The organism is Nocardioides sp., assembly GCF_036503465.1.
GTDB lineage: Bacteria > Actinomycetota > Actinomycetes > Propionibacteriales > Nocardioidaceae > Nocardioides.
This window is the reverse complement of sequence record NZ_DASXWU010000045.1, coordinates 1-23,424: the sequence shown is the minus strand read 5'-3', so window position 1 is coordinate 23,424 and position 23,424 is coordinate 1. Positions and strand designations below refer to the sequence as shown.

The following is a 23,424-nucleotide window of genomic DNA, read 5'->3' as shown; positions in this document are numbered from 1 at the left end:
GTGGCGGGCGGGCGCGTCGAGGACCTGTTGCGCGAGCTCGCGCCGCAGGTGCTCGCCGTCCTGACCCGGCGGTACGGCGACTTCGCGGCCGCCGAGGACGCCGTCCAAGAGGCGCTGCTCGCCGGCCATCAGCACTGGGCCGACGGGCCGCCCGAGCATCCCTTCGGCTGGCTCGTGCAGACCGCCTCGCGGCGGTTCCTCGACCAGCGCCGGAGTGAGGCGTCGCGCCGCGACCGCGAGCAGCGGTTCCAGCGTGAGCAGCCGCCGGCGTACGACGTCGTCGACCGCGACGACTCGCTCGCCCTGCTCTTCCTGGCCTGTCACCCCGCCCTGACGCCGGCGTCGGCGATCGCCCTCACCCTGCGCGCGGTCGGCGGCCTGACGACGGCCGAGATCGCCCGCGCCTTCCTGGTGCCCGAGCCGACGATGGCGCAACGCATCAGCCGGGCCAAGCAGACGATCCGGGCGGCCGGAGCCCGTTTCGAGCCGCTCACGCCGGCCGAGCAGACGGAGCGCCTACCGGTCGTGCTCCACGTCCTCTACCTCGTCTTCAACGAGGGGTACGCCGCCACCTCGGGTGACGACCTGAACCGCGTCGAGCTCTCGGCCGAAGCCATCCGGCTCACCCGGATGCTCCACCGGAGCCTTTCCGACGAGCCCGAGGTCAAGGCGTTGCTCTCGCTGATGCTGCTCCTCGATGCCCGGCTCCCGGCACGGACCGACGACGCAGGCAACCTCGTGACCCTGGCCGAGCAGGACCGCGGCAGGTGGGACCGTGACCTCATCGCCGAGGGCTTGCGCCTTCTCGACGAGGCGATGGGCACCGGGCGCGTGGGGGAGTACCGCATCCAGGCGGCGATTGCAGCTGTGCACGACGGCGCCGACAGGGCCGAGGACACCGACTGGCCGCAGATCCACGCGCTCTACGGGCTCCTGGAGGTCCTCACCGACAATCCCGTCGTGACGCTCAACCGTGCGGTCGCGCTGGCCATGGTCGACGGGCCGCTCGCGGGCCTCGCACTCGTGGACTCGGTCGCCGACCGCCTGCCGGACCATCCACGCCTGCTCGTGGTCCGCGCCCACCTGCTCGAGCAGAGCGGTGACGGCGAGGCCGCACGCCGGCTGTTCCGGCGCGCCGCCGACCTGGCCACCAGCCGCCCGGAGCGCGAGCGGCTGCTCATGCTCGCCGCGCGACACCCCTCGTGACCTCGGCCACCGGCGGCGGAGCCCCTACGGTGACCCCATGGCCGCCGGCTGCGTGTTCTGCTCGATCGTCGCGGGGGAGACCTCCGCCGAGATCGTCCTCGACGAGCCCGACCTCGTGGGCTTCCTCGACGCGCGTCCGGTGTTCAAGGGACACGTCCTGCTGGTCCCCCGCGAGCACATGGTGACGCTCCTCGACCTGCCGGGCACCCTCCGCGACCCGTTCCTCGAGGCGGCGCAGCGACTCGCCCGCACGATGGTCGACGGGCTCGGTGCCCAGGGGAGCTTCGTGGCCATGAACAACGTCGTCAGCCAGTCGGTCGCCCACCTGCACCTGCACGTCGTACCCCGCACCAAGGGCGACGGCCTGCGCGGCTTCTTCTGGCCACGCACCAAGTACGCCGACGGTGAGGCGCCCGAGTACGCCGCGCGGTTGCGGGCGGTACTCGCGCCGCGTGCCTGACCCCGCTCACCCCGACCGGTCCGCCGCGCTCCGGGCTCGCCACCATGCCGTGAGCAGCCCGAGGCCCGCGGTGACGACGGCCAGGCCCTCCGCGACGCCGGTCGCCGCCTTCTCGCGGAACCACAGCGGCTCGTACATGTCCGGCAGCGGGCCGAGCTCGCCGGGGTCGTGGTAGCGGTACAGGAGCAACGCCCCGACCGCCGATGCCGCCACCAGCCAGGCCACGACCCAGACGAACCACCGGCCGCTGACCAGCAGCGCCAGCGCGACGACCGCGGAGACGACGGCCTCGATCCGGAACAGGTCGCCCTGGCTGAGCGGACCGGTTCCCTGGTTCGGGTCGTAGCGTCCCACCAGGTCGTTGTGCACGAACGCGTCGACCGCGAGTGCGGCGGCGGTGACCAGGCGCAGGACCCACCCCGCGATCTGCCATCGCGCCCTCGGAGGTGCGGCGCGCTGCTCGATGACGTCGTACATGACCGGCCCCATCAGTAGCTGTAGCCGCCGCCGTTGCCGTACGGCGACGAGGAGGACGGGGAGCCCGACGGCGAGCCCGGTGCTGCCGCGGTCCGGCCGGAGGGCGTGGCCACGTGCCAGGTGAAGTCCGTCCCGTCGAAGCTGTCCTTGGTCCCGTCCCCGTTGACCTCGCCTGCCGAGTGGTCGAACGAGAAGGTGTACAGGGGCCGGTGGCCGAGGGTGACCTGGGTGCTGCCGTCCGGACGAGCCACGGTGCCCAGCTTCTGGGCCAGAGCAGACGGAGCGGTGAGGCCGCTCGTGCTCGACACCGTCAGCGGCGTCCAGATGGCACCGCACGCGCCGCTGGTGCACAGCACCTGACCGTTCTTCTCCTGGTCGCTCGTGTACAGGGCCTTGCCGGCCGCGTCGACGAGCACGCTGCGACCGCTCGCGTCGCTCACGGTGACGACCTGGCCGGAGCCCTGACCGCCGTCGTTCGCGGTCGTCGAGCCCGAGCCTCCGTTCGACCCGCACCCGGCCAGGGCCAGGACGGCGACGGTGACCAGCGGCAGGGCCGCGGCTCGCCACGAGGTGGGTGTGGTGGGGAATCTCATCTGTCTTCTCTCCTGTCGGTCGGACGTGGTTCAGGTGTGCGGCATCGGAATGGCCACGAGCACCGCCCCGGTGTCGGTCACGACGTCGAGCTCGCTGAGCCGGTCGGCCGGGATGGCCGTCATCCCGTCGACGTCGGCCGACCCCCGCGCGTCGGCGCGCCACGTGGCCGCGATGTCCTGGTGCCCGTCGCTGGAGCGTGCGACCAGCGAGCACCAGCCCTTCGGGTACGCCCCGGTCAGACCGAGCCGGAGCTGGGTCCCGTCCGGCCGGGCGCTCACCGACACCGCTGCCCGCACGCGGGTCGCGGGGTCGACGGCGTGGACGACGGTCGCGGCGGTCGGTGTGTGGTGGTCCTCGAACGTCCGCGGCACGAGTGCAGTCGCAACCGTGAGCACCGCCGCGGCCAGCAGGAGCAGTGGCCGGTGGACCTTCCGCGACGGTGGTACGTCGTGCCGCTCGGCTTCGCGCTCGGATGCGGTGTCCTCGAACCGGGCGAGGTCCTCGGCCGAGAGGAGCGACAGCAGCGACGCCGTGAACTCCAGCTCGCGGAGCTCCTCCTGGCACTGGTCGCACCCCTCGAGGTGCTGCTCGACCGCCTCGGCCTCGTCCTGCTCGAGGGCGTGGAGCACATACGCCCCGAGCTCGACGTTCATCGCACAGGTCATGGTCCGTTCACCCCTCGTTCCTGCAGCGCCAGCCGGAGAGCCCGTAGCGCGTAGTGCATCCGCGACCGCACCGTCCCGGGCGGGATCCCGCGCGCCAACGCGATCTGTCGCGCCGTCCGCCCCTCGTAGAAGGACTCGAACAGCACCGACCGGTGCTCGGCGCTCAGGGTCTGCAAGGCATCTGCCAGCAGCACCGCGTCGAGCGCCGCGTCGAGGCCGTGGTCCTCGGCGGAGATCTCCAGCAGCTCGGCAGCCACCTCGGGCGGGCGTGACCTCCGAGCTCGGTAGGCGTCGATCACCAGGCGTCGTGCGGTGACGAACAGCCACGGCCGCCGCGACTCCGGCGGCACGTCGCCGCCGCGGCGCCAGGCCCGTAGCAAGGTCTCCTGGACGATGTCCTCGGCCAGCTGACGGTCACCGTGCATCAGCCGCTGCACATAGGCGAGCAGGTCCTCGGCGTGCTGCTCGTACAGCACGCGTGAGAGGTCCTCCTCGCGACCCACGTGCGATCCGCCCATACCAGTGACGACGTACGCCGGAGGGGTATTGCTCAACCGTCACTCGAGTTGCTACCTCCGGACGTGTCAGGAAAAGTTGACAAACGGCGATGTGTCAGGTTCACTTGACACGGTGAACGACGCCGCAGACCTCTCCGAGCAGGCCGCGAGCAACGACCCCGAGCAGGGACTCGCCGCCGTCCGGGCCCTCCGCGCGCTGGCCGACCGCCTCGAGGCGGTGCAGGTCCGCAACGCGCGGGACCAGGGCTGGAGCTGGCAGGCGATCGCCGGCGTGCTGCAGCTCAGCCGCCAGGCGGTTCACCAGAAGCACTCCCGGAGCTGACACCGGGGCCATCCAGGGTCATCCAGACCCCCAGACGTAGGAGAACACCCATGCACACCCGATTCGACACCGAATCCCGGATCGCCGTCGCCCAGGCGGCGGACATCGCCCGTGAGCTCGGGCACCGCGAGGTCGGCCCCGGCCACCTGCTGGCGGGCCTGCTCGCCAACCCGCGGGGCACGGCGTACGCCGCGCTCCACGACCACGGACTCGACCTCGACACCGCCCGCGACCTGGTCGCGGCCCATCACGTCGACGCCGAGCCCGAGACCGAGGCGGACCCGAGCGGGCACGCCGCGGGGTACGACGAGGACCGCGACGCGCTCGCGGCCATCGGCATCGACCTCGACCGCGTCCGCGAGGCGGTCCGCGCCAACCTCGGCGCCGATCTCGCCGACGGCTGGGCCGACCGTCCCCGGCCCGAGCGCGGCCGGGGCCGCCGTGGCGGCCGGCGCCACGGCCATCATCCCGAGCACGGCGAGGGGCAGCGTGGCCGCGGCCGCCGCGGTCCCCGGAGCCGTCGCGAGGGTCCGCAGTTCTCGACCGAGATGCGTGCGCTGCTGCGCGACGTACGCCGCGCGGTCCTGCGCGACCGGCTCGACGCCGACGACCGTGCCGACGCCCGCCGGGTTCCCGGACTGACCGGAGCGCGGCTGCTGCTCGCCCTCACCCGGTCCGACGACGCGGCTGTCCGGGCCGTGCTCGCGACCGCGACCGGCATCGAGGGCCTGCGAGCACAGGCAGAGGCGGCCGTCGCGCCCGGCTCCAGCTGACTTCCGGGCGGCCTCTACAGTGGCCGGGGGTCGAGCCGGAGCGCGCGACCACCGGTCACCGACCGCAGAGCCGCACGAGGAGTAGGAATGGGTCGCTTCGACGGGCGCATCGCCGTCGTCACCGGAGCCGCACGAGGGATCGGGCTGGGCATCGCCACCCGGTTCGCCGACGAGGGCGCATCGGTGGCCGTGCTGGACCTCGACGAGGGCCAGGCCTCCGAGGCCGCTGCCGGTCTGGCGAGCGGCGACGGCCGGCGACACCTCGGCATCGGCTGCGACGTCAGCGACAGCGACTCGGCCCGGTCCGCGATCGAGCGGGTGGCCGCCGGGCTCGGCACCGTGCACATCCTGGTCAACAACGCCGGCGTGACCCGCGACAACCTGCTGTTCAAGATGAGCGACGACGACTGGGACGCCGTGATCGGTGTCCACCTGCGCGGGGCGTTCCTGATGACCCGGGCCGCGCAGAAGCACTTCGTGGAGCAGAAGTACGGCAAGATCGTCTGCCTCTCCAGCGTCTCGGCTCTCGGCAACCGCGGCCAGGCCAACTACGCCACCGCGAAGATGGGGCTCCAGGGCTTCGTCCGCACGCTCGGCATCGAGCTGGGTCCGTTCGGCGTCAACGCCAACGCGATCGCGCCAGGCTTCATCGCGACCGACATGACCGACGCGACGGCCGCGCGGGTGGGCATGCCGGTGGCGGAGTTCCGCCAGGCCGCGGCCGATCGCAACCCGGTCCGCCGCGTCGGGTACCCCGAGGACATCGCGGCCGCCGCCGCGTTCCTGTGCAGCGACGAGGCGTCGTACATCACCGGCCAGACGTTGTACGTCGACGGGGGCGCCAAGCTTGTCTCCTGACTACGTCCACCGGACCGGCGCGCCACCGGGCTTCAAGCCGGTTCACCTGCTGGTCGGTGTCGTCGTGTTCGTCGCGTGGTTCGCCGTGCTCGGCTTCGTGCTGACCCACGGCCGCGACCACACCTCGTCGGTCGACGTCTACTCCGAGCTGCCGTCGGGCTTCACCGGCGCCCTCGAGGCCCAAGGAGTCACCTACCAGGGGCTGTCGCCGGTCGACAACGGCACCCAGCAGCAGGCGCTCTCCCACCTGCCGGCGCTGGGCAACGACAACGGCGGACAGCCACTCGTCTTCCGGACGTCGTTCACGGTGGCCAAGAAGGGCGGCCGACCCGGCCCCGCCACTCCGGCCCTGATGGTCGTGATCCCCGACCCGCAGGGGAGCGACGTCCACGTCGAGTTCGTCGACCCGACCACCTTCAAGCCGCTGGAGACCGTGGAGTACGGCGCCTCGTCGCCCGGGACGTCCTCGTCCTCTCCGACCACCTCGTCGGCCCCGTCCGGGTGACCCCGGTCACAGCCCCGGCGTGGCCTGCCCGGCACCGCTTGGTCGATCGTTCACACTGTTGCGGATCCCTGGAGCTAGACCCTGTGATGGAGAACCCGTGCGACGCCTTGCCCTGACCCTGTCCGCCCTGACCGCGACCGGTCTGATGCTCACCGCGTGCGGCGGGTCGAGCAGCTCGACCCCGTCCGCCGGCGAGAGCACGCAGAAGGTCCAGGGCGGCCAGTCGATCCCCCAGTTCTGGCCGCTGACCGGCCTCAAGGTCCCGTCGAACAAGTCCGCCTCGCTCGACCACCCGGTCCTGGTCGCGAAGATGGACAACACGTTCTCCAGCCAGCCCCAGGTGGGGCTGTCCAAGGCCGACATGGTCGTGGAGGAGCTGGTCGAGGGCGGGCTGACCCGGCTCGCGGCGTTCTACTACTCCGACATCCCCGGCAACGTCGGCCCGATCCGCTCCATGCGCGCCAGCGACATCGACGTCGTCTCGCCGGTGCACGCGTCGATGGTCACCAGCGGCGCCGCCGGCAAGACGATCGCGCGGATCAAGAAGGCGCACATCCCGTTCTACGGCGAAGGCTCCAAGGGGATGTACCGCTCCTCGAGCCGCGCCGCGCCGTACAACCTCTTCGTCCACCTGAACGAGGTCGCGAGCACCGCCAAGACGAAGGCAGCGACGCCACCGGACTACCTCCAGTGGGGCTCCAAGGACCTGCCGAAGGGGCGGAAGATCACCACGATCAACGCTCGGTTCTCCGGCGGCCATACGACCGAGTGGAAGTTCGAGAACGGCAGCTACCACAACCTGAACAGCAACGCGCCGGCCGGCGACCAGTTCCCGGCCACCAACGTGCTGGTGCTGCGCGTGCGCGAGGGTGACGCGGGCTACCTGGACCCGGCCGGCAACCACGTCCCCGAGACGTTGCTGACCGGCAAGGGCAACGCGCTGCTCTTCCACGACGGGCGCATGTTCGTGGCCACCTGGCACAAGGGGAACGCCGCCGCCTCGCCGATCACCCTGGCCACGAAGAAGGGTCAGAAGCTCGAGGTGCCCCCGGGCCACACCTGGATCGAGCTGGTGCCGGTCAACGGCGGGAACGTGGGCTTCAGGAAGTAGGAGTGTCCGGAAGCCCGGACAGCCGGGTGCCCTGCTCGGAGAGGGCACGCAGGCCGGACAGGATGAAGCCGATCGCGAGCTCGACCCGCTCGGCCTCGGTGTCCGCGTCGTCCGCGGTCGACACGCTGGTACCGGCCGACGACATCGCGCCGAAGAAGATGCGGGCGAACGTGCCCTCCATCGCCCGGTCGACGTCCCACTCGCCGGCGCCGAGCACCGCCCGCACGATGTCGCGGACGTTGGCGAAGGTCGAGCGCTCCTCCTGCTCGCGGAACCGTTCGTAGCCCAGGACCGACGGGCCGTCCTGCACCACGATCCGGCTGTACGACGGCTGCCGCACCACGTCGAGGAAGGCCCTGAGGCCGGCGATCGCCTTCTCCCACGGGTCGCGCTGCTCACGGAGCGTCGCCTGCACGGTCTGCGCGCCAGCGGCCTCGACCTTCTCGAAGACGGCCTCGAACAACGCCTGCTTGCCGGAGAAGTGGTGGTAGAGCGCGCCCTTCGTGACGTCGGCCCCGGCGACGATCGCGTCCAGCGAGGTGGCGGCGTACCCGTGCTCGGCGAACAGCCGCTCGGCGACGTCGACCAGGGCGCGCCGGGTCGAGGCGGAATACTGCGCCCGGCGGCTGGTGCCGGGCACGTGCGACACCGTGGCGGCCAGCCGGGCGCGCGCGTTCCTGGTCACCGGCGCAGTCTAGGGCGCGCCGCGCGTCGCCCTCCGCACATACCTAGGTAATACCTAGGCGCGCTGTGCTAGAAACGACCCGTGCCTCGACCCACCAGCCGCCCGGCCCTCGTGGCGGCCGCCGTGCTGGCGCTCCTCCCGCTGAGCGCGTGCGGCGGCGGGGACGGTGACATAACGATCACGGTGCTCGCCGCCTCCTCGCTCACCGGAACCTTCACGGAGCTCGGTCAGCAGTTCGAGGCGGAGCACCCGGGCGTGAGGGTGAAGTTCGCGTTCGACTCCTCGGCCACGCTGGCGCAGCAGGCGACGCAGGGTGCGCCGGCGGACGTGCTGGCGACGGCCGACACGACCACGATGGACAGCGCCGGGGCGGCCCAGGCGACGAAACCCGAGGTGTTCGCGACGAACGTGATGGTGCTCGCGACACCGGCGGCCAACCCAGCTCACGTCTCCTCGTTCTCCGACCTCGACCGATCGTCGGTGAAGTTCGTGATGTGCGTGACCACGGCGCCCTGCGGCAAGGTGGGTCAGGCACTGCTCGACCAGGACCACATCACGGGTACGCCGGTCAGCCAGGAGATCGACGTGAAGTCGGTGCTGGCCAAGCTGACCGAGGGGGAGGCCGACGCGGGTCTGGTCTACACCACCGACGCGGTGGCGGCCGGTGACCAGGTGAAGGCTCTTCGCATCCCCGGCAGCGGCAAGCAGGTCACGTCGTACCCGATCGTGACGCTCACCCAGTCGAAGCACCCCGACCTGGCCCAGCAGTTCGTCGACCTGGTGACCGGCGCGACCGGCCGGCGGACGCTCGTGAAGGCGGGGTTCGGCAGGCCCTGAGCCGCGCCCGCGAGCCGTCCCTTCCTGGCTACCCTGAGCCTCGTGGTCGACTACCTGCGCATCGGCGAGGTGGCGCAGCGGCTCGGCGTCAGCGTCGACACGCTGCGGCGCTGGGAGTCGGAGGGCCGCATCTCCTTCGAGCGGCGCGGCAACCAACGGGTGCTGCCCGCCACGCAGCTGGCCGGGCTCCTCACCACGCTGGCCGGCGCAGACCGGACATCGAGCGCACGCAACCGACTCACCGGTGTCGTCGTGTCCGTCGAGCGTGACGGCGTGATGGCCAAGGTGGAGCTCGCCTGCGGCGACTACCGGGTGGTGTCCCTGATGAGCCGCGAGGCCGCCGACGAGATGGAGCTCGCCCCGGGCGTCGCCGCCACGGCAGTCGTGAAGTCGACCAACGTGATGGTTGAGAGAGGACGTTAGGACGCGGCGGAGCCGAGGTCTTACGTCGCAGCGAACGCCGCTGCGAGCTTCCTCGCAAGGCGGTCTGAACCTGGCGCCGCAGCGTGCTCCGGCTCACGCGGGAACAACTTGCGTACCCCCGGTCGTTTACATACTCTGAGTACGTACCAACGGTATGCGAACCGGAGGCGCACCGTCTCCGGGCACCCAGAGAGGGGATGGCCATGACCTGGACCACCTTCCACCGCCGCGGAGAGGTCCTCCGCACCGTGATCGAGGCGGCCGACGCGCGCCGCGACGGCCGGCTGCCGACGGACCTGCCCGGCGTCACCGAGACCTTCGACGACGAGCTCGCCCTGCTCGGCGCCCTGCAGCTGCGCTGGCACACCCGGCTGTCGGGTCACCTCGAGCGCGCCCTGATGCAGCAACCACTGGACATCGACGGGGCCGCGGTCGCGGCCTGGCACGCGACCGCCGAGGAGCTGCCCGGTGTCCGGATGGTCCTCGACCGCTACCGTGCTGAGCCCCTCGACGAGCGGATGGGGGCGGCGCTCGCCACGTCGGCTGCGAAGGAGCACGTGCTCCTCGCCGCGATGGCCGGCCGCGCGGGCACCACGACTGCGGCGACGGCCGCCGCCGGCCGGCTCCTCGAGGAGCGCGCTCGTGTCACCTACCGGCCGGCGCCCCCGCCGAAGCCCGTGGCCGGCCACCGCGGCGGCGGGCTGTTCGCCCGGGTCCGGGCACGCGTCGCCGCCTGACCGACACCTTCCGGCTGCGGGACGGGCAGAATGGAGGCATGGCGGAGATTCGGGCGGGGATGCTGCTCCTGGCGTCGCCCGAGCTGCTGGACCCGAACTTCGTCGACACCGTCGTGCTCCTTCTCGACGCCGACGACGACGGCGCGATGGGCGTGGTGATCAACCGCCCGTCACCCGTCCCGGTGATCTCGGTCCTGGCCGAGTGGGGGGACGTCGTCGCCGAGCCCGAGGTGCTCTTCCGGGGCGGGCCCGTCTCCCCCGAGGGGGCCCTTGCGGTCGCGCTGATCCGCGATCCGCACGCCGTACCGCCGGGGCTACGACCGGTCACCGACCGGCTCGCGATCGTCGACCTCGAGGGCGAGGCCACCGACCTCGACGGGGTCGTCGACGGCATCCGCATCTTCGCGGGGTACGCCGGATGGGGCGCGGGGCAGCTCGAGGGCGAGATCGAGGGCGGCGACTGGTACGTCGTGCCGTCGCTGCCACCCGATCCGTTCCAGGCCGACCCGAGCGACCTGTGGCGCGAGGTGATGCGGCGCCAGCCCGGCGAGCTCGCCTGGCACGTCAACCGGCCGGCGGACCCGGAGCTCAACTGACGTAGGGTGGAACGGTGGTTCCCACCGGTTTCTCCCCCCTGACCGAGACCGCCGTCGACGAGCGGGTCGAGGAGCGCACGGTCCCCACGGACGAGGGTGACCACGAGCGTTTCAGCCATTACGTCGACAAGCACAAGCTGACCGAGGCGATGGTGATGGGGACGCCGGTCGTGGCCCTGTGCGGCAAGGTCTGGGTGCCGAGCCGAGCGCCGGAGAAGTTCCCGGTCTGCCCCGAGTGCAAGGAGCTCTGGGAGTCGTTCAAGCCCGGTGGCGGTGACGACGGCGAGTGACCTCCCGGCCCTCTCCTGACGGGGAGGCCGTCCCACCGTCGTCCGCGCTCACTCCGGCCTGGCCGGAGCGCGCGGCCTGGGGCACGGCCACCTCTCTGCGCGCCTGGCAGACCGCCGCGCTCACCGAGTACTTCGCGCGATCGCCGCGTGACTTCCTCGCGGTCGCCACGCCGGGCGCGGGCAAGACGACGTTCGCCCTCTCCGCCGCCGCGGAGCTGCTCGGTCGGCGGGTCGTCGACCGCGTCATCGTGGTCGCGCCGACCGAGCACCTCAAACTCCAGTGGGCCGAGGCCGCGGCGCGTGCGGGCATCCCCCTGGACCCGACGTACTCCGCGGGCTCGGGCAAGACCTCGACGGACTACGTCGGCGTCGCCGTGACGTACGCCGGGGTAGCGGTGAACCCGCTCGCGATGCGGATCCGCACCGAGCGGTTCAAGACGCTGGTGATCCTCGACGAGATCCACCATGCCGGCGACGCGCTGTCGTGGGGTGAGGGCGTCCGGGAGGCTTTCGAGCCGGCGACCCGACGCCTCGCGCTGACCGGCACGCCGTTCCGCTCCGACGTGAACCCGATCCCCTTCGTCAGCTACGCGCCGGGCGCCGACGGTATCCCGCGTTCGGTCGCGGACTTCACCTACGGCTACGGCCACGCGCTCGCCGATCACGTGGTGCGGCCGGTGCTGTTCCTGGCTTACTCCGGCGACCTGAGCTGGCGCACCCGGGCAGGGGACGAGATCTCGGCGCGGCTCGGGGAGCCGTTGACCAAGGACCTGACCGCGCAAGCCCTGCGCACCGCGCTCGACCCGTCGGGGGAGTGGATCCCGTCCGTGCTGGCCGCGGCCGACCGCCGTCTGACGGAGGTGCGTCGACACGTACCCGACGCAGGTGGACTGGTGATCGCCAGCGACCAGGACGCCGCGCGGGCGTACGCCGCCATCCTGAGGAGGATCAGCGGCGAGCCGCCGGTGGTCGTCCTGTCCGACGAGAAGGCCGCGTCGAAGCGGATCGCGGCCTTCACCGAGGCCGAGAAGCGCTGGATGGTCGCGGTCCGGATGGTGTCGGAAGGGGTCGACGTACCCCGGCTGGCGGTCGGCGTCTACGCCACCAGCACCTCGACGCCGCTGTTCTTCGCCCAGGCGGTCGGGCGCTTCGTACGGGCTCGGGCGCGGGGGGAGACGGCCTCGGTCTTCGTGCCGTCGGTGCCGACGCTGCTCGGGTACGCCGCCGAGATGGAGGTCGAGCGCGACCACGTCCTCGGCCGCACCATCACCGACGAGGACGACATCTTCGCCGCCGAGCAGGAGCTGCTGGAGCGGGCGAACGCCGACGTCGGCGCGTCCGACGAGCTGCTCGGGTCCTACGAGGCGCTCGGCTCCCAGGCGCGCTTCGACCAGGTCGTGTATGACGGAGCCGCGTTCGGCCACGCCGGCGAGGTGCATGTGGGGTCGGACGAGGAGATGGACTTCCTGGGCATCCCCGGTCTGCTCGAGCCGGACCAGGTCCGCGAGCTGCTCCACCACCGCCAGCGTTCACGCCGTCCCACTGCGGCCGCGCACGAGCCCGTTCCCGACCGGCAGCCCTCCACGCACGAGCAGCTCGCCGTGCTCCGCCGTGAGCTGAACGGGCTGGTGGCGGCCTGGCACCACCGCACCGGCCAGGCCCACGGCGTCACCCACGCCGCCCTGCGCAAGGAGCTCGGTGGCCCCGCCGCCGCGATCGCGAACGCCGAGCAGCTCCACGCCCGCATCAACCGCCTCCGCGAGTGGGCCGCCAAGCCCTCGCGCTGACGCCGGTCCCTGACTACAGTCAGAGAATGAGCGACACCGAGGTGCTGCGGCGGTTCAACCGGTCCTGGAGCCGGCGGATCGGGGTTCTGGAGGAGTCCTATCTGGGACAGGGGCGGAGCCTGGGAGCGTCCCGGCTGCTGTTCGAGATCGGGTACGCCGGTTCCGGGGTGCTCGACCTGCGGCGGCGCCTCGGACTGGACTCCGGCTACCTGAGCCGGCTCTTGCGTGCCCTCGAGGATGAGGCGCTGGTCGACGTACGTCCCGATCCCGACGACCAGCGGCGACGTGTGGTCGTCCCCACCGCCAAGGGTCGACGCGCGATCGAGCGCCTGGAGCAGCGCTCGGAGGAGCGTGCTCGTTCCCTGGTCGCGCCCCTGGGGGCGTCGCAGCGGCGCCGGCTCGAGGAGGCGCTGGCGACCGCCGACCGGCTCATCCGTGCCGCCACGTGCGACATCCAGGTGGTCGACGCGGGCTCGGACGAGGCGAGGTCAGCCGTGGGGCGGTACGCCGACGAGCTCGCCGAACGCTTCCCGGCCGGCTTCGAGCGCGGCGACGTCGCGGGCGAGGTCCGGGCGATGAACCCGCCCGACGGTCGGTTCCTGGTGGCCCGCGTGGAGGGCGCGGTCGCCGCGTGCGGCGGCGTACGACGCCTCAGCCGGACCCGCGCCGAGATCAAGCGGATGTGGGTCGACGGGGCGTGGCGCGGCTGCGGCCTCGGCGGCCGGATGCTCACCGCGCTGGAGGACGCCGCCCGCGATCTCGGCTACCGCGAGGTCTACCTGGACACCAACGGCACGCTCATCGAGGCGATCGCGATGTACGACCGGGCCGGCTACCGCCGGATCGAGCGGTACAACGACAACCCGTACGCCGAGGCCTGGTTCGCCAAGCGGCTGACTACCCCGAGTGGGCCAGCGGCAGCACCCGGTAGGGGATCTGGGTCGCCAGCGCGATGACCGTGGACGACCGAACGATCGCGGGATCCTTCAGCACCAGGTCGATGACCCGCTGCAGATCGGAGTTCGAGCGGGCGACGACCCGCGCCCACAGGTCTCCGGCGCCGGTGATCGTGTGAGCCTCCAGCACCTCCGGGATCGTCGCCAGGTGGCGGGCGACGGCGTCGTGGCCCCCGTGCTCGGCGGCCTCCTGCCGGATCTCGAGCGTCAGGAACGCCGTCACCGGGAAGCCGAGGGCCTCGGGGGAGAGGTCGGGCCCCCACCCGGTGACCACGCCGGAGGCCACGAGCTTGTCGAGCCGCGCCTGCACGGTCCCGCGGGCCACTCCGAGCTCGCGGGAGGCCTGCAGCACGCCGATCCGAGGCTCGTCGGCGAAGAGGGCGAGCAATCTGCGGTCGAGTTGGTCCATGGCTGCTCCTGAGGTGGACAGTTTGCACAGCGATTCGCCGTACTGTTGCGCAGGTTGTCGCCACCCGGCAAGGTGAACGCCATGACGACGACCCACGAGACCCCTTCTACCGGCGGCGCGCTCACCGCCGACGAGCTCAAGGCCGACCTCACCGTCGACCAGCTCAAGCAGCTGGTCGGGCTGGTGGAGTACGACGCGAGCTCCGACCCGTTCCCGGTGACCGCGCAGGACTACGTGGGCTTCGTGGTGGGCAACGCGACCCAGACCGCGCAGTTCTATCAGCTGGCGCTCGGGATGGACCTCGAGGCGTACTCCGGCCCCGAGACCGGCAACCGCGACGCCAAGTCCTACGTCCTCCGCTCGGGCAGCGCCCGCTTCGTGTTCAGCGGCGGAGTGGCGACCGACAGCACGCTCCTCGACCACCACCGCAAGCACGGCGACGGCGTCGTCGACCTGGCGATGGAGGTGCCGGACGTCGACAAGTGCATCGAGCACGCCCGTGCGCAGGGCGCGACGATCCTGGACGAGCCGCACGACGTGTCCGACGAGCACGGCACCGTCCGGCTCGGAGCCATCGCGACGTACGGCGAGACCCGGCACACGCTGATCGACCGCTCGCGCTACTCCGGCCCGTTCCTCCCGGGGTACGTTGCCGCCACCACCAAGGTCACCCGTCGCGAGGGCCACCCCAAGCGGCTCTTCCAGGCCATCGACCATTGCGTCGGCAACGTCGAGCTCGGCCGGATGGACGAGTGGGTCGAGTTCTACAACCGTGTCCTCGGCTTCACCAACATGGCGGAGTTCATCGGCGACGACATCGCCACCGACTACTCGGCGCTGATGTCCAAGGTCGTCGCCAGCGGCAACCACCGGGTGAAGTTCCCCCTCAACGAGCCGGCGATCGCGAAGAAAAAGTCACAGATCGACGAGTACCTCGAGTTCTACGACGGCGCCGGCTGCCAACACATCGCGCTGGCCACGGGCGACATCCTGCGCACCGTCGACCTGCTCCGCGACAACGGCGTCGAGTTCCTCGACACGCCCGACACCTACTACGACGACCCCGAGCTGCGCGCCCGGATCGGCGAGGTGCGGGTGCCGATCGAGGAGCTCAAGCGGCGCAAGATCCTCGTCGACCGCGACGAGGACGGCTACCTGCTGCAGATCTTCACCAAGCCCATCGGCGACCGCCCCACCGTCTTCTACGAGTTCATCGAGCGGCACGGCTCGCTGGGCTTCGGCAAGGGCAACTTCAAGGCCCTCTTCGAGAGCATCGAGCGCGAGCAGGAGCTCCGCGGCAACCTCTGAGCGCGGCGGCCGAGCTCGCGAGGACGCCGATCAGCGAAGAGATTGAGGAGCGTCGGCGGGGACCGTCGCTTGCGACGGGCGGCGCGACGCGTCTCGAAATCTGAGCCCGGTCGTCTCGGGCAGCGGGGCACCGTCGCAGCAGTTCGCCTTCATGTGGCAGTGCGGGCACAGCCAGCGCGTGGCGATCGGGTCGAACTCGACGCCGCAGTAGTCGCAGGGCACCCTCCCGACGGTACGACGTCCCGGAGCGCGCGGGCCGGCGGCCACGCCGCGTGGCCCGGATGAGTCATGCGCGAAGCCCGGCCGGGGTCTAGCGTCGATGGATTCCCCACCTGGAAAGGAGTCCGCACATGAAGTACGCCGTCACCTGGGAGCTCCGCCCGAATGTGACTGAGGAGGCGGCCAAGCGCTCCCTCACGGTGTTCGGCAAGTGGTCGCCGGCGCACCCCGAGCACTTCCACGCCTTCCTCGGCCGCATCGACGGCAACGGAGGCTTCGCGGTGGTCGAGACCGACGACGCCACCGAGATCGCCAAGGACACCGCTCCCTTCACGCCGTGGTTCGAGTTCCACGTCTACCCGTGCCTGGAGATCGCCGACCTGGCTGCACTCCAGGGCGAGGGTCTCGCCTTCCTGGAGTCGGTGAGCTGAACCTGCCCACCGGACACGACACCTGACACGACAGAGGACGTCATACGAACCGCGACCCATGGGGTCACGACTCGTATGACGTCCGGCGCCAGGCTCAGTCCAGGTCGCCGACCAGCACGGCCTCGGCCTCGTCCGCCCGGCTCTCGTGCGTGCCCTCGAGGGCCCGCGTCAGCACGCCGGCACCGGACGCGATGATCGCGACACCGATGGCGACCATCACCGCGCCGAAGACGAACGGCGCGTGCACGTGCACGTGTGGCGGCAGCCCGAACAGCTTGAGCGCGACGTAGGGGCCGATCGCGCCGCCGCAGAAGCGGACGAAGGAGTACGCCGCGGAGGCCACCGGCCGCTCGACCGGCGCGACGCCCATCACGGCCTCGGTGATCAGCGTGTTGTTGTTGCCGATGAACGCACCGGAGAGCACGATCCCGACGATCACGACGGCCTGGTGGTCGGCGAAGACCGCCATCACCAGCAGGTCGAGCATGAACAGCACGAGCGTCCCGACCACCGCCGGGATGGTCCCGACCCAGCGCTGGACCCGCGGCGCCACGAACACCGACACCACCGCGACCAGCACGCCCCAGCCGAAGTAGATCCAACCGATCTGGATGATGCCGGCATCCGGCAGGGCGAACGGGCCGGCGGCCAGGATCGTGAAGAAGCCGATGTTGTAGAAGACCGCGGTCAGGCCGGTCAGCAGCAGCGGCCGGTGCCGCAGCGCCCGGAACGGGTCGGCCAGCGAGGTACGGCGTCCGGTCGGCGGCGTGGAGGGAAGGAAGAACGCCGTCGCGACGAGGGCGATGGTCATCAGCGTCGAGACGCCGTAGAACGGCGCGCGCCAGGACTGCTCGCCGAGCAGACCGCCGACCAGCGGCCCGGAGGCGATGCCGATGCCGAGCGCGGCCTCGAACAGGATGATCGCCTGCGCCGTCCCGCCGGTCGCGGACATCACGATGGTGGCCAGCGCGGTGGCCACGAAGAGTGCGTTGCCGAGACCCCATCCGGCCCGGAAGCCGACGACCGCGCCGACGCTGTCGGAGGAGCCAGCCAGCCCCGCGAAGACGATGATCAGGACCAGACCCGACAGCAGCGTCCGCTTCGGGCCGATCCGGCTGGAGACCACGCCGGTCACCAGCATCGCCACGCCCATGATCGCCATGTAGCTGGTGAACATCAGCGAGACCTGGCTCGGCGTCGCGTCCAGCTTGACCGCGATGTCCTTGAGGATCGGGTCCACCAGGCCGATGCCCATGAACGCGATCACACAGGCGAAGGCGACCGCCCACACCGCGCGGGGCTGGGAGAAGAAGGAGCCGGACCGGACCGGCGCGTCGTGTGACTGGTGGACGTGCGTGGACAAGGGCACCTCTCTGGGGATCGACTCGACATTCTACATAGGTAACCTATGGATCTGCTCCGACATTCCGGTGAGCCGCATCACGTCGGCGGGGGGCGGTGGAGTAGACATGCCTTCTCACGTCTCGGAAGGGATCTCGGACATGCCCACAGCCACCCCCTCGCGCCGCGGAGTCCTCACCGGCGCCGCCGCCCTCGCCGCCGCCGGATACGCCGCACCGGCCGCGGCCTCCACCGGCCACAGCGGATCCACGGCCCGGTTGACCGTCCTGGGCACCACCGACCTGCACGGCCACGTCTTCAACTGGGACTACTACAAGAACGGCGAGTACGACGACAGCGCGCACAACGACGTCGGCATCGCCAAGGTGCAGACCCTGATCAAGGCGCTGCGCGCCGAGCGGGACGACGAGCCGTTGCTGATGCTCGACGCGGGCGACACCATCCAGGGGACGCCGCTGTCCTACTACTACGCGAAGGTCGAGCCCATCACCTCCGGCGGCTCTCACCCGATGACCAACGCGATGAACCTGATCGGGTACGACGCGGCGGCGCTCGGCAACCACGAGTTCAACTACGGCATCCCGCTGCTCCGGGCCTGGGAGAGGCAGCTGAACTTCCCGCTGCTCGGCGCCAACGCGGTCGACCCGGCGACCGGGATCCCCGTGTTCCGCCCCTACATCATCAAGACCCTCCCGGTGCCCGGCGGCCCGGACCTGACCGTCGGTGTCCTCGGACTCACCAACCCCGGCATCGCCATCTGGGACCACGCCAACGTGGCCGGGAGGATCGACTTCCCCGGCCTGGTCGAGCAGGCCAAGGTGTTCGTGCCCGAGCTGAAGGACCTCGGGTGCGACGTGATCGTGGTGGCCGCGCACTCGGGCGCCGACACCTCCTCGTCGTACGGCGATGCCCTGCCGTATCCCGAGAACGCCTCGTCCCTGGTCGCAGCCGACGTGCCCGGCATCGACGCGATCCTGGTCGGCCACGCCCACGTGGACATCCCGCAGCGCTACGTCACCGTCAAGGGGAGCCGCAAGCAGGTGCTGCTCTGCGAGCCGGACTACTGGGGCATGCGCCTGGCCGTGATGGACCTGATGCTCGAGCGCCGCGGCGACCACTGGACGGTCACCGGCGCGACGTCCCAGACCCTGAACTCCAACGAGGCCGCCGAGGACGCGGAGGTGGCCGACGCGGTACGTGCCCAGCACGAGCAGGTCGTCACCTACGTCAACTCCGTGATCGGCTCCTCCGTGCAGGAGATGACGGCCGCGCGGGCGCCCGTCGAGGACGTGCCGATCATCGACTTCATCAACTACGTGCAGGCCGATGCCGTCAAGCAGGACCTCACCGGGGCGGACGCCGCCCTGCCGGTGCTCTCGATCGCGGCGCCGTTCAACCGGTCGGCGTCGTTCCCCTCGGGCGACGTCACGCTGCGCGACGTGGCCGGCCTCTACATCTACGACAACACCCTGCTCGCGGTGAAGGTGACCGGGCAGCAGGTCAAGGACTACCTGGAGTACTCGATGCGGTACTTCAAGCAGGTCCCGGGGCCGGGCACCTACACCATGGACCAGGTCACCAACGCGGTCACGCCCACGGCTCCCAACGGCACGCCGGACTACAACTTCGACACCATCGCGGGGCTGGACGGCCGACTGACCTACGACGTCGACATCGCCAAGCCGGTCGGGTCACGCGTCACGAACCTCCAGTACGCCGGTGACCCGATCGACCCCGCCAGGGAGTTCGCGATGGCGGTCAACAACTACCGCCAGGGCGGCGGCGGGGGATTCCCGGCCGTGAAGGACGCACCCGTCGTCTACAACCGCCAGATCGACATCCGGCAGCTGCTGATCGACTGGGTGACGGCCCACCACGTCATCGATCCGGCGCAGTTCGCCACGGTCGACTGGCGGTTGGTCGCCGACGGTCAGGCGATCACGGTGTCGTGATCAGGATGTCCTGAACCCGGGGCCGGCTCAGAGCCGCTCGGCCATCACGTTGCGCAGCACGGCGACGGCGTGCGCCACGTCATCGGCGGTGTGCCCGGTGCGGGCCAGCCGCTCGGCGACGGCCGCGCCGTTGTCGCGCCGCGCCTCCGCCAGGCGCTGCCGGCCCTGAGCCGTCAGCCGGACGAGCGAGCGGCGCGCGTCGGTGGGGTCAGGCTCCTTGGCCACCCACCCCTCGTCGACCAGGTGCCGCACCGCGCCGGAGATGGTGGGCTGCGACGAGCGGTCGGCCTCCGCCAGCGCGGTCACCCCCATCGGCCCGAGCTCGTCGAGCACGGCCAGGATCCGGATGCCGGCCGGCTGCCCCATGCGCCGGCGTACGGCGCGCACGAGGCGGGCAGCCTGCACGACGAGCTCGCTGCTCTGCACCTCGAGGTCGGTGGGCACGCGGGAAGGATACAAAGAGTCGGGCAGGGCTCGGGCAGGATGAGCGGCATGCCGACGTACATCGCGTTCCTCCGTGCCGTCAACGTCGGGAAGCGGAAGTTCGGCAAGGAGGCCATCGTGCGGGCGTGCGAGGCGGCCGGCTGCACCGACGTCGCCACCTACATCAACACCGGCAACGTCCGCGTGACCTCGCCGCTGCGCAGCCGGGCCAAGGTGGAGGCAGCCCTGGAGAAGGCGTTCGAGGCCGAGGCCGGCTTCGAGGTGCGGACGATCGCCTTCACCCCGGCCGAGCTCATCCAGGTCCTCGCCGACGCCACGGAGCTCGCCGGTGAGCTGCCGGGGGCGGAGGCACAGTACGTCTCGGTGCTGAAGGAGGAGCCGGCTGCCGACGTCGTACGCCGGACGGAGGAGGCGGCGAGCGCCCAGGACGGGGAGAAGCTGTTCGTCCGGGGGCGGGCCGCCCACCTGCTGCGCAAGGAGCTCGCGGGCTACCACTCGTCGCGGCTGGGGAACGACTGGGTGGAGCGGCGCCTCGGCGTGGCCACCAACCGCAACCTGACGGTGATCCGCACCCTAGCCGAGCGCTGGGGCGCGTGACCGCCGTGGCGCCGGTCAGGCGACGGTGACCCCGGCCGCCTTCATCTGGGTCAGTGCCTGCTCCGTCGTCTCTGGTGCGACCCCAGCGCACAGGGCGGTGAGGAGGCGGGTCTCGAAGCCCTCCATGCGCGCATCGAGCGCCGTGGCGCGCACGCAGTGGTCGGTGGCGATGCCGCACACGTCGAGCTCGTCCACCTTCTTCGCGCGCAGCCAGTCGGCGAGCGCGTGGCCGTCGACGGTGCGCCCCTCGAACGCGGAGTACGCCGCCTGGTGCTCGCCCTTGAGGAAGATCGCATCGAACGGCTGGGGGTCGAGGTTGGGGTGGAAAGCCTCGCCGTCGGTGCCGACCCGGCAGTGGACCGGCCAGGACTCGACGAAGTCCGGCTCGCCCGACCAGTGACGCCCCGGGTCGACGTGGTGGTCCTTGCTCGCGACCACCACGTCGTACGACGGGGCGCGGTCGTCGCCGCGGGTCCAGTGGTGGAGCAGCTCACCGATGTCGCTGGCCACCCGGGCCCCGCCCTCGACGGGCAGCGAACCGCCCTCGCAGAAGTCGTTCTGCACGTCCACGACGATCAACGCGCGGGTCATGCGGCGAGCCTATCCGGCCCGAGGATCGGGCGAGCGGCGCAGCGGGAGCCAGGCGATGACGTCCTCGATCATCGCGTCCCAGAGCCTCCACTCGTGCGCGCCGCCGCGGAGGTCCACGGTGACGTCCACGCCGGCCGCGGCGGCGGTCTCCGCGAACCGCCGGGTCCACGGGAGCAGCGGGTCCTCGGTGCCACAGCCGAGATAGAGCGGTGGTACGTCGGGGGCCCGGTCGAGCAGGGTGAAGATCTCGTCGTCGTCCCCCACCTCGCCGGCGAAGACCCGGTCCAGGATCTCGCCGCGGGCCGGCTCCGCGAGGAGCTCGCGGAGGTGCACGGCACCCGACAAGGACGCCGCGGCGGCGTACCGGTCGGAGTGGGTGAGCGCGAGCTTGAGCGCGCCGTACCCGCCCATCGAGAGTCCGGCGACGAAGGTGTCGGCGGGCTCGTCCGAGACCCGGAAGAACGACCGCACGATCGACGGCAGCTCCTCCGAGACGTAGGTCCAGTAGCGGTGTCCGTGCGCCTCGTCGGCGTAGAAGCTCCGGCCGGCCGAGGGCATCACGACCGCGAGCCCCGCTGCCTCGGCGTACCGGCCGATCGCGGTGTAGCGAGCCCAGGCGGTGTGGTCGTCGGACAGGCCGTGGAGCAGGTAGAGGACGGGAGGGGGACCCGACCCGGCTCCGGCGTCGACTCCCACCTGGCCCTCCGTGGCCTGGGGGAGCACGACGCTGACCGACGTCCCGACCTCGAGCGCGTCGGAGAAGAAGTCACAGGTCAGGAACGCCACGCGTGACTCACAGGTGGATGGTCGGGATGACCGGCTCGCCCCGCGACATCTGCTGGGCGGCCCGGGGCAGCTCGGCCCGCGACGCCAGGTGCCGGGCTCGGGCGTCGTCGAGGGCCTCGCGCCCCACGACCTCCCCGTCACGCACGAGTGGCACGAGCAGGGGCCGGTCGTCGCCATCGTCAACGGGCGCCTTCCCGATCCCCACCACCTCCGCCTCGGCGACTCCTTCGGGGGATCGCCGGCGCAGCGCGTACTTCCGCCCACCGACGGAGACCTTGTCGGTGCTCTTCTTCGCGACCGAGACCAGCTCGCCGTCGTCCCCCTCGCGCGCGACCAGCTTGTACACGAACCCGCAGGTCGGGTGGCCGGACCCGGTGACCAGCTGTGTGCCGACGCCGTACGCGTCGACGGGCGCGTTGGCCAGGGCGGCGATGGCGAACTCGTCGAGGTCGCTGGTCACGATGATCCTGGTCCCGGTGGCGCCGAGCGAGTCGAGCTGAGCCCGCACCTCGCCGGCGAGGACCCCGAGGTCGCCGGAGTCGATCCGCACCGCGCCGAGCTCCGTCCCCGCGATCTCGACGCCGAGCTCGACGGCCCTGCGGATGTCGTAGGTGTCGACCAGCAGGGTGGTGCCCTTCCCGAGCGAGGTGACCTGCGCCTGGAAGGCGTCGGCCTCGGTGTCGTGGAGCAGCGTGAAGCTGTGCGCGCTGGTGCCGGCCGAGGGCACGCCGTACCGGTCGCGGGCGGCGAGGTTCGAGGTGGTGGCGAACCCCGCGACGTACGCCGCCCGGGCGCTGGCCACGGCCGCCTCCTCGTGCGTGCGCCGCGACCCCATCTCGATGCACGGCCGGTCGCCGGCGACCTGGGTCATGCGTGAAGCGGCCGACGCGATCGCCGAGTCGTGGTTGTAGATCGACAGCATCAGCGTCTCGAGCAGCACGGCCTCGGCGAACGTGCCCTCGACGATCAGCAGCGGCGAGTACGGGAAGTAGGCCTCGCCCTCGGCGTAGCCGAAGACGTCGCCGGAGAAGCGGTACGTCGAGAGCCACTCCCGGGTGGGCTCGTCGACGACGTCTTCCAGGGCGCCCAGCACCTCGTTGTCGAACCGGAAGTCCTCGAGCGCGTCCAGGGCCCGGCCGACCCCGGCCACCACGCCGTACCGGCGTCCCTCGGGGAGCCGGCGCGGGAACAGCTCGAAGACCGAGCGCCGGTGTGCCGTGCCGGACCCCAGGGCAGCCTGGAGCATCGTGAGCTCGTAGTGGTCGGTCAGGAGGGCCGTCGACGCGCGCACGGGGCCAGCGTAGGGCGCGGGACGTCGGCCCCTCTGTGGGACCATGGGCGGATGGCGACCACGAGCCCGGTCGAGGTCGAGCCGGACCTCACTCCCGACGAGATCACGCTCACCGCCAAGCCGTGGGTCACGCTGGTGTGGAACGACCCGGTGAACCTGATGAGCTACGTGACGTTCGTGTTCCGTCAGTACTTCGGCTACGACCAGAAGAAGGCCGAGAAGCTGATGCTCGAG

General features: G+C 71.3%; 30 protein-coding genes and 1 pseudogene. 19 read left to right on the top strand and 12 right to left on the bottom strand.

Annotated elements, in window-relative coordinates; genetic code table 11:
* On the top strand, positions 1-1,206 hold the full coding sequence (locus tag VGK78_RS07530; protein WP_331526970.1) for an RNA polymerase sigma factor: 1,206 nt from the start codon (positions 1-3) through the stop codon (positions 1,204-1,206).
* 37 nt (positions 1,207-1,243) lie between these two features.
* On the top strand, positions 1,244-1,666 hold the full coding sequence (locus VGK78_RS07525) for an HIT family protein (protein WP_331526969.1): 423 nt from the start codon (positions 1,244-1,246) through the stop codon (positions 1,664-1,666).
* Between the two features lie 6 nt (positions 1,667-1,672).
* Here VGK78_RS07525 and VGK78_RS07520 read toward each other — a convergent pair whose 3' ends face one another.
* From VGK78_RS07520 to VGK78_RS07505, 4 genes are read right to left on the bottom strand one after another with little or no spacing between them, the layout of a single operon-like run.
* On the bottom strand, positions 1,673-2,143 hold the full coding sequence (locus VGK78_RS07520) for a hypothetical protein (protein WP_331526968.1): 471 nt from the start codon (positions 2,141-2,143) through the stop codon (positions 1,673-1,675).
* A gap of 11 nt (positions 2,144-2,154) precedes the next feature.
* On the bottom strand, positions 2,155-2,736 hold the full coding sequence (locus VGK78_RS07515; protein ID WP_331526967.1) for a hypothetical protein: 582 nt from the start codon (positions 2,734-2,736) through the stop codon (positions 2,155-2,157).
* Positions 2,737-2,766: 30 nt separating this feature from the next.
* Positions 2,767-3,402 (bottom strand): zf-HC2 domain-containing protein, encoded by a 636-nt coding sequence (locus VGK78_RS07510; protein ID WP_331526965.1) that lies wholly within the window; start codon positions 3,400-3,402, stop codon positions 2,767-2,769.
* Entirely contained in the window at positions 3,399-3,920 is a 522-nt protein-coding gene (locus VGK78_RS07505) for a sigma-70 family RNA polymerase sigma factor (protein WP_414690647.1), read from the bottom strand. Before VGK78_RS07505 ends, VGK78_RS07510 begins: the two co-directional genes overlap by 4 nt.
* 112 nt (positions 3,921-4,032) lie before the next feature.
* On the opposite strand from VGK78_RS07505, the gene VGK78_RS07500 reads away from it, so the two are divergent.
* The 5 genes from VGK78_RS07500 (at position 4,033) to VGK78_RS07480 (ending at position 7,489) form a co-directional block, all read left to right on the top strand.
* The gene (locus tag VGK78_RS07500; protein ID WP_331526963.1) at positions 4,033-4,242 is read left to right on the top strand and encodes an RNA polymerase subunit sigma-70; all 210 of its coding nucleotides are present in this window, start codon (positions 4,033-4,035) and stop codon (positions 4,240-4,242) included.
* 50 nt (positions 4,243-4,292) lie between these two features.
* Positions 4,293-5,015 (top strand): Clp protease N-terminal domain-containing protein, encoded by a 723-nt coding sequence (locus tag VGK78_RS07495; protein ID WP_331526962.1) that lies wholly within the window; start codon positions 4,293-4,295, stop codon positions 5,013-5,015.
* 87 nt (positions 5,016-5,102) lie between these two features.
* Positions 5,103-5,873 (top strand): 3-oxoacyl-ACP reductase FabG, encoded by a 771-nt coding sequence (gene fabG / locus VGK78_RS07490; protein WP_331526961.1) that lies wholly within the window; start codon positions 5,103-5,105, stop codon positions 5,871-5,873.
* Positions 5,863-6,378, top strand: a complete 516-nt coding sequence (locus VGK78_RS07485; RefSeq protein WP_331526960.1) for a hypothetical protein — start codon at positions 5,863-5,865, stop codon at positions 6,376-6,378. The genes fabG and VGK78_RS07485 overlap by 11 nt, the downstream gene beginning before the upstream one ends.
* Positions 6,379-6,475: 97 nt before the next feature.
* Positions 6,476-7,489: a DUF3048 domain-containing protein gene (locus VGK78_RS07480; RefSeq protein WP_331526959.1), complete on the top strand. Its 1,014-nt coding sequence runs from the start codon at positions 6,476-6,478 to the stop codon at positions 7,487-7,489.
* Here VGK78_RS07480 and VGK78_RS07475 read toward each other — a convergent pair.
* Entirely contained in the window at positions 7,479-8,174 is a 696-nt protein-coding gene (locus VGK78_RS07475; RefSeq protein ID WP_331526958.1) for a TetR/AcrR family transcriptional regulator, read from the bottom strand. The genes VGK78_RS07480 and VGK78_RS07475 overlap by 11 nt on opposite strands.
* Before the next feature lie 81 nt (positions 8,175-8,255).
* Here VGK78_RS07475 and modA point away from each other — a divergent pair, with 81 nt between their 5' ends.
* Positions 8,256-9,011 (top strand): molybdate ABC transporter substrate-binding protein, encoded by a 756-nt coding sequence (modA, locus tag VGK78_RS07470; protein ID WP_331526957.1) that lies wholly within the window; start codon positions 8,256-8,258, stop codon positions 9,009-9,011.
* Between the two features lie 42 nt (positions 9,012-9,053).
* Positions 9,054-9,434 (top strand): TOBE domain-containing protein, encoded by a 381-nt coding sequence (locus tag VGK78_RS07465; protein ID WP_331526956.1) that lies wholly within the window; start codon positions 9,054-9,056, stop codon positions 9,432-9,434.
* An 88-nt stretch (positions 9,435-9,522) separates the two neighbouring features.
* On the opposite strand, the pseudogene VGK78_RS20335 reads toward VGK78_RS07465, so the two are convergent.
* Positions 9,523-9,639 (bottom strand): annotated as a pseudogene (locus VGK78_RS20335) (hypothetical protein); the annotation flags it as partial.
* On the opposite strand from VGK78_RS20335, the gene VGK78_RS07460 reads away from it, so the two are divergent.
* The 5 genes from VGK78_RS07460 to VGK78_RS07440 are packed head-to-tail and all read left to right on the top strand — an operon-like array spanning position 9,638 to position 13,800.
* Positions 9,638-10,171: a hypothetical protein gene (locus VGK78_RS07460; protein ID WP_331526955.1), complete on the top strand. Its 534-nt coding sequence runs from the start codon at positions 9,638-9,640 to the stop codon at positions 10,169-10,171. The pseudogene VGK78_RS20335 and the gene VGK78_RS07460 overlap by 2 nt on opposite strands.
* 38 nt (positions 10,172-10,209) lie before the next feature.
* Positions 10,210-10,767, top strand: a complete 558-nt coding sequence (locus VGK78_RS07455; protein WP_331526954.1) for a YqgE/AlgH family protein — start codon at positions 10,210-10,212, stop codon at positions 10,765-10,767.
* A 14-nt stretch (positions 10,768-10,781) separates the two neighbouring features.
* On the top strand, positions 10,782-11,057 hold the full coding sequence (locus VGK78_RS07450; RefSeq protein ID WP_331526953.1) for a DUF3039 domain-containing protein: 276 nt from the start codon (positions 10,782-10,784) through the stop codon (positions 11,055-11,057).
* Positions 11,054-12,844, top strand: coding sequence for a DEAD/DEAH box helicase (locus VGK78_RS07445; protein ID WP_414690645.1), 1,791 nt, complete (start codon positions 11,054-11,056; stop codon positions 12,842-12,844). The genes VGK78_RS07450 and VGK78_RS07445 overlap by 4 nt, the downstream gene beginning before the upstream one ends.
* A 26-nt stretch (positions 12,845-12,870) precedes the next feature.
* Positions 12,871-13,800, top strand: a complete 930-nt coding sequence (locus VGK78_RS07440; RefSeq protein ID WP_331526952.1) for a helix-turn-helix domain-containing GNAT family N-acetyltransferase — start codon at positions 12,871-12,873, stop codon at positions 13,798-13,800.
* On the opposite strand, the gene VGK78_RS07435 is transcribed toward VGK78_RS07440, so the two are convergent.
* Positions 13,742-14,209 carry an Lrp/AsnC family transcriptional regulator gene (locus VGK78_RS07435; RefSeq protein ID WP_331526951.1) on the bottom strand — a complete coding sequence of 156 codons (468 nt, stop codon included), beginning with the start codon at positions 14,207-14,209 and terminating at the stop codon, positions 13,742-13,744. The two genes, VGK78_RS07440 and VGK78_RS07435, sit on opposite strands and share 59 nt — an antisense overlap.
* Before the next feature lie 81 nt (positions 14,210-14,290).
* Between VGK78_RS07435 and hppD the strand changes: the two genes are divergently transcribed.
* Both hppD and VGK78_RS07425 read left to right on the top strand, forming a co-directional pair.
* Positions 14,291-15,517 (top strand): 4-hydroxyphenylpyruvate dioxygenase, encoded by a 1,227-nt coding sequence (hppD, locus tag VGK78_RS07430; RefSeq protein ID WP_331526950.1) that lies wholly within the window; start codon positions 14,291-14,293, stop codon positions 15,515-15,517.
* A 350-nt stretch (positions 15,518-15,867) separates the two neighbouring features.
* Positions 15,868-16,167, top strand: a complete 300-nt coding sequence (locus VGK78_RS07425) for a DUF3303 domain-containing protein (RefSeq protein ID WP_331526949.1) — start codon at positions 15,868-15,870, stop codon at positions 16,165-16,167.
* A 94-nt stretch (positions 16,168-16,261) separates the two neighbouring features.
* On the opposite strand, the gene VGK78_RS07420 is transcribed toward VGK78_RS07425, so the two are convergent.
* Positions 16,262-17,530 (bottom strand): MFS transporter, encoded by a 1,269-nt coding sequence (locus tag VGK78_RS07420; RefSeq protein ID WP_331526948.1) that lies wholly within the window; start codon positions 17,528-17,530, stop codon positions 16,262-16,264.
* A 139-nt stretch (positions 17,531-17,669) separates the two neighbouring features.
* Between VGK78_RS07420 and VGK78_RS07415 the strand changes: the two genes are divergently transcribed.
* Positions 17,670-19,481: a bifunctional metallophosphatase/5'-nucleotidase gene (locus tag VGK78_RS07415; RefSeq protein WP_331526947.1), complete on the top strand. Its 1,812-nt coding sequence runs from the start codon at positions 17,670-17,672 to the stop codon at positions 19,479-19,481.
* Between the two features lie 27 nt (positions 19,482-19,508).
* Here VGK78_RS07415 and VGK78_RS07410 read toward each other — a convergent pair whose 3' ends face one another.
* Entirely contained in the window at positions 19,509-19,925 is a 417-nt protein-coding gene (locus VGK78_RS07410) for a MarR family winged helix-turn-helix transcriptional regulator (RefSeq protein WP_331526946.1), read from the bottom strand.
* A gap of 48 nt (positions 19,926-19,973) precedes the next feature.
* Between VGK78_RS07410 and VGK78_RS07405 the strand changes: the two genes are divergently transcribed.
* Positions 19,974-20,522 (top strand): DUF1697 domain-containing protein, encoded by a 549-nt coding sequence (locus VGK78_RS07405; RefSeq protein WP_331526945.1) that lies wholly within the window; start codon positions 19,974-19,976, stop codon positions 20,520-20,522.
* Between the two features lie 15 nt (positions 20,523-20,537).
* On the opposite strand, the gene VGK78_RS07400 is transcribed toward VGK78_RS07405, so the two are convergent.
* The 3 genes from VGK78_RS07400 to VGK78_RS07390 are packed head-to-tail and all read right to left on the bottom strand — an operon-like array spanning position 20,538 to position 23,235.
* A complete protein-coding gene (locus VGK78_RS07400) occupies positions 20,538-21,113 on the bottom strand; it encodes an isochorismatase family protein (protein WP_331526944.1) in 576 nt (191 codons plus the stop codon).
* Positions 21,114-21,122: 9 nt separating this feature from the next.
* The gene (locus VGK78_RS07395) at positions 21,123-21,899 is read right to left on the bottom strand and encodes an alpha/beta hydrolase family protein (protein WP_331526943.1); all 777 of its coding nucleotides are present in this window, start codon (positions 21,897-21,899) and stop codon (positions 21,123-21,125) included.
* Between the two features lie 7 nt (positions 21,900-21,906).
* Positions 21,907-23,235, bottom strand: coding sequence for a nicotinate phosphoribosyltransferase (locus VGK78_RS07390; RefSeq protein WP_414690644.1), 1,329 nt, complete (start codon positions 23,233-23,235; stop codon positions 21,907-21,909).
* A gap of 6 nt (positions 23,236-23,241) precedes the next feature.
* Between VGK78_RS07390 and VGK78_RS07385 the strand changes: the two genes are divergently transcribed.
* Positions 23,242-23,424 (top strand): ATP-dependent Clp protease adaptor ClpS (locus tag VGK78_RS07385; RefSeq protein WP_331526941.1); only part of this gene is annotated, 183 nt, incomplete at its 3' end.

What these genes read in the sequence shown, in the direction of transcription:
- VGK78_RS07510 (WP_331526965.1), bottom strand. Translation starts at nt 3,402, where the DNA reads ATGACCTGTGCGATGAACGTCGAGCTCGGGGCGTATGTGCTCCACGCC.
- VGK78_RS07435 (WP_331526951.1), bottom strand. Translation starts at nt 14,209, where the DNA reads ATGGACCAACTCGACCGCAGATTGCTCGCCCTCTTCGCCGACGAGCCT.
- hppD (WP_331526950.1), top strand. Translation starts at nt 14,291, where the DNA reads ATGACGACGACCCACGAGACCCCTTCTACCGGCGGCGCGCTCACCGCC.
- fabG (WP_331526961.1), top strand. Translation starts at nt 5,103, where the DNA reads ATGGGTCGCTTCGACGGGCGCATCGCCGTCGTCACCGGAGCCGCACGA.
- VGK78_RS07515 (WP_331526967.1), bottom strand. Translation starts at nt 2,736, where the DNA reads ATGAGATTCCCCACCACACCCACCTCGTGGCGAGCCGCGGCCCTGCCG.
- VGK78_RS07390 (WP_414690644.1), bottom strand. Translation starts at nt 23,235, where the DNA reads ATGGTCCCACAGAGGGGCCGACGTCCCGCGCCCTACGCTGGCCCCGTG.
- VGK78_RS07520 (WP_331526968.1), bottom strand. Translation starts at nt 2,143, where the DNA reads ATGTACGACGTCATCGAGCAGCGCGCCGCACCTCCGAGGGCGCGATGG.
- VGK78_RS07455 (WP_331526954.1), top strand. Translation starts at nt 10,210, where the DNA reads ATGGCGGAGATTCGGGCGGGGATGCTGCTCCTGGCGTCGCCCGAGCTG.
- VGK78_RS07495 (WP_331526962.1), top strand. Translation starts at nt 4,293, where the DNA reads ATGCACACCCGATTCGACACCGAATCCCGGATCGCCGTCGCCCAGGCG.
- VGK78_RS07425 (WP_331526949.1), top strand. Translation starts at nt 15,868, where the DNA reads ATGAAGTACGCCGTCACCTGGGAGCTCCGCCCGAATGTGACTGAGGAG.
- VGK78_RS07415 (WP_331526947.1), top strand. Translation starts at nt 17,670, where the DNA reads ATGCCCACAGCCACCCCCTCGCGCCGCGGAGTCCTCACCGGCGCCGCC.
- VGK78_RS07405 (WP_331526945.1), top strand. Translation starts at nt 19,974, where the DNA reads ATGCCGACGTACATCGCGTTCCTCCGTGCCGTCAACGTCGGGAAGCGG.
- VGK78_RS07460 (WP_331526955.1), top strand. Translation starts at nt 9,638, where the DNA reads ATGACCTGGACCACCTTCCACCGCCGCGGAGAGGTCCTCCGCACCGTG.
- VGK78_RS07525 (WP_331526969.1), top strand. Translation starts at nt 1,244, where the DNA reads ATGGCCGCCGGCTGCGTGTTCTGCTCGATCGTCGCGGGGGAGACCTCC.
- VGK78_RS07400 (WP_331526944.1), bottom strand. Translation starts at nt 21,113, where the DNA reads ATGACCCGCGCGTTGATCGTCGTGGACGTGCAGAACGACTTCTGCGAG.
- VGK78_RS07440 (WP_331526952.1), top strand. Translation starts at nt 12,871, where the DNA reads ATGAGCGACACCGAGGTGCTGCGGCGGTTCAACCGGTCCTGGAGCCGG.
- VGK78_RS07505 (WP_414690647.1), bottom strand. Translation starts at nt 3,920, where the DNA reads ATGGGCGGATCGCACGTGGGTCGCGAGGAGGACCTCTCACGCGTGCTG.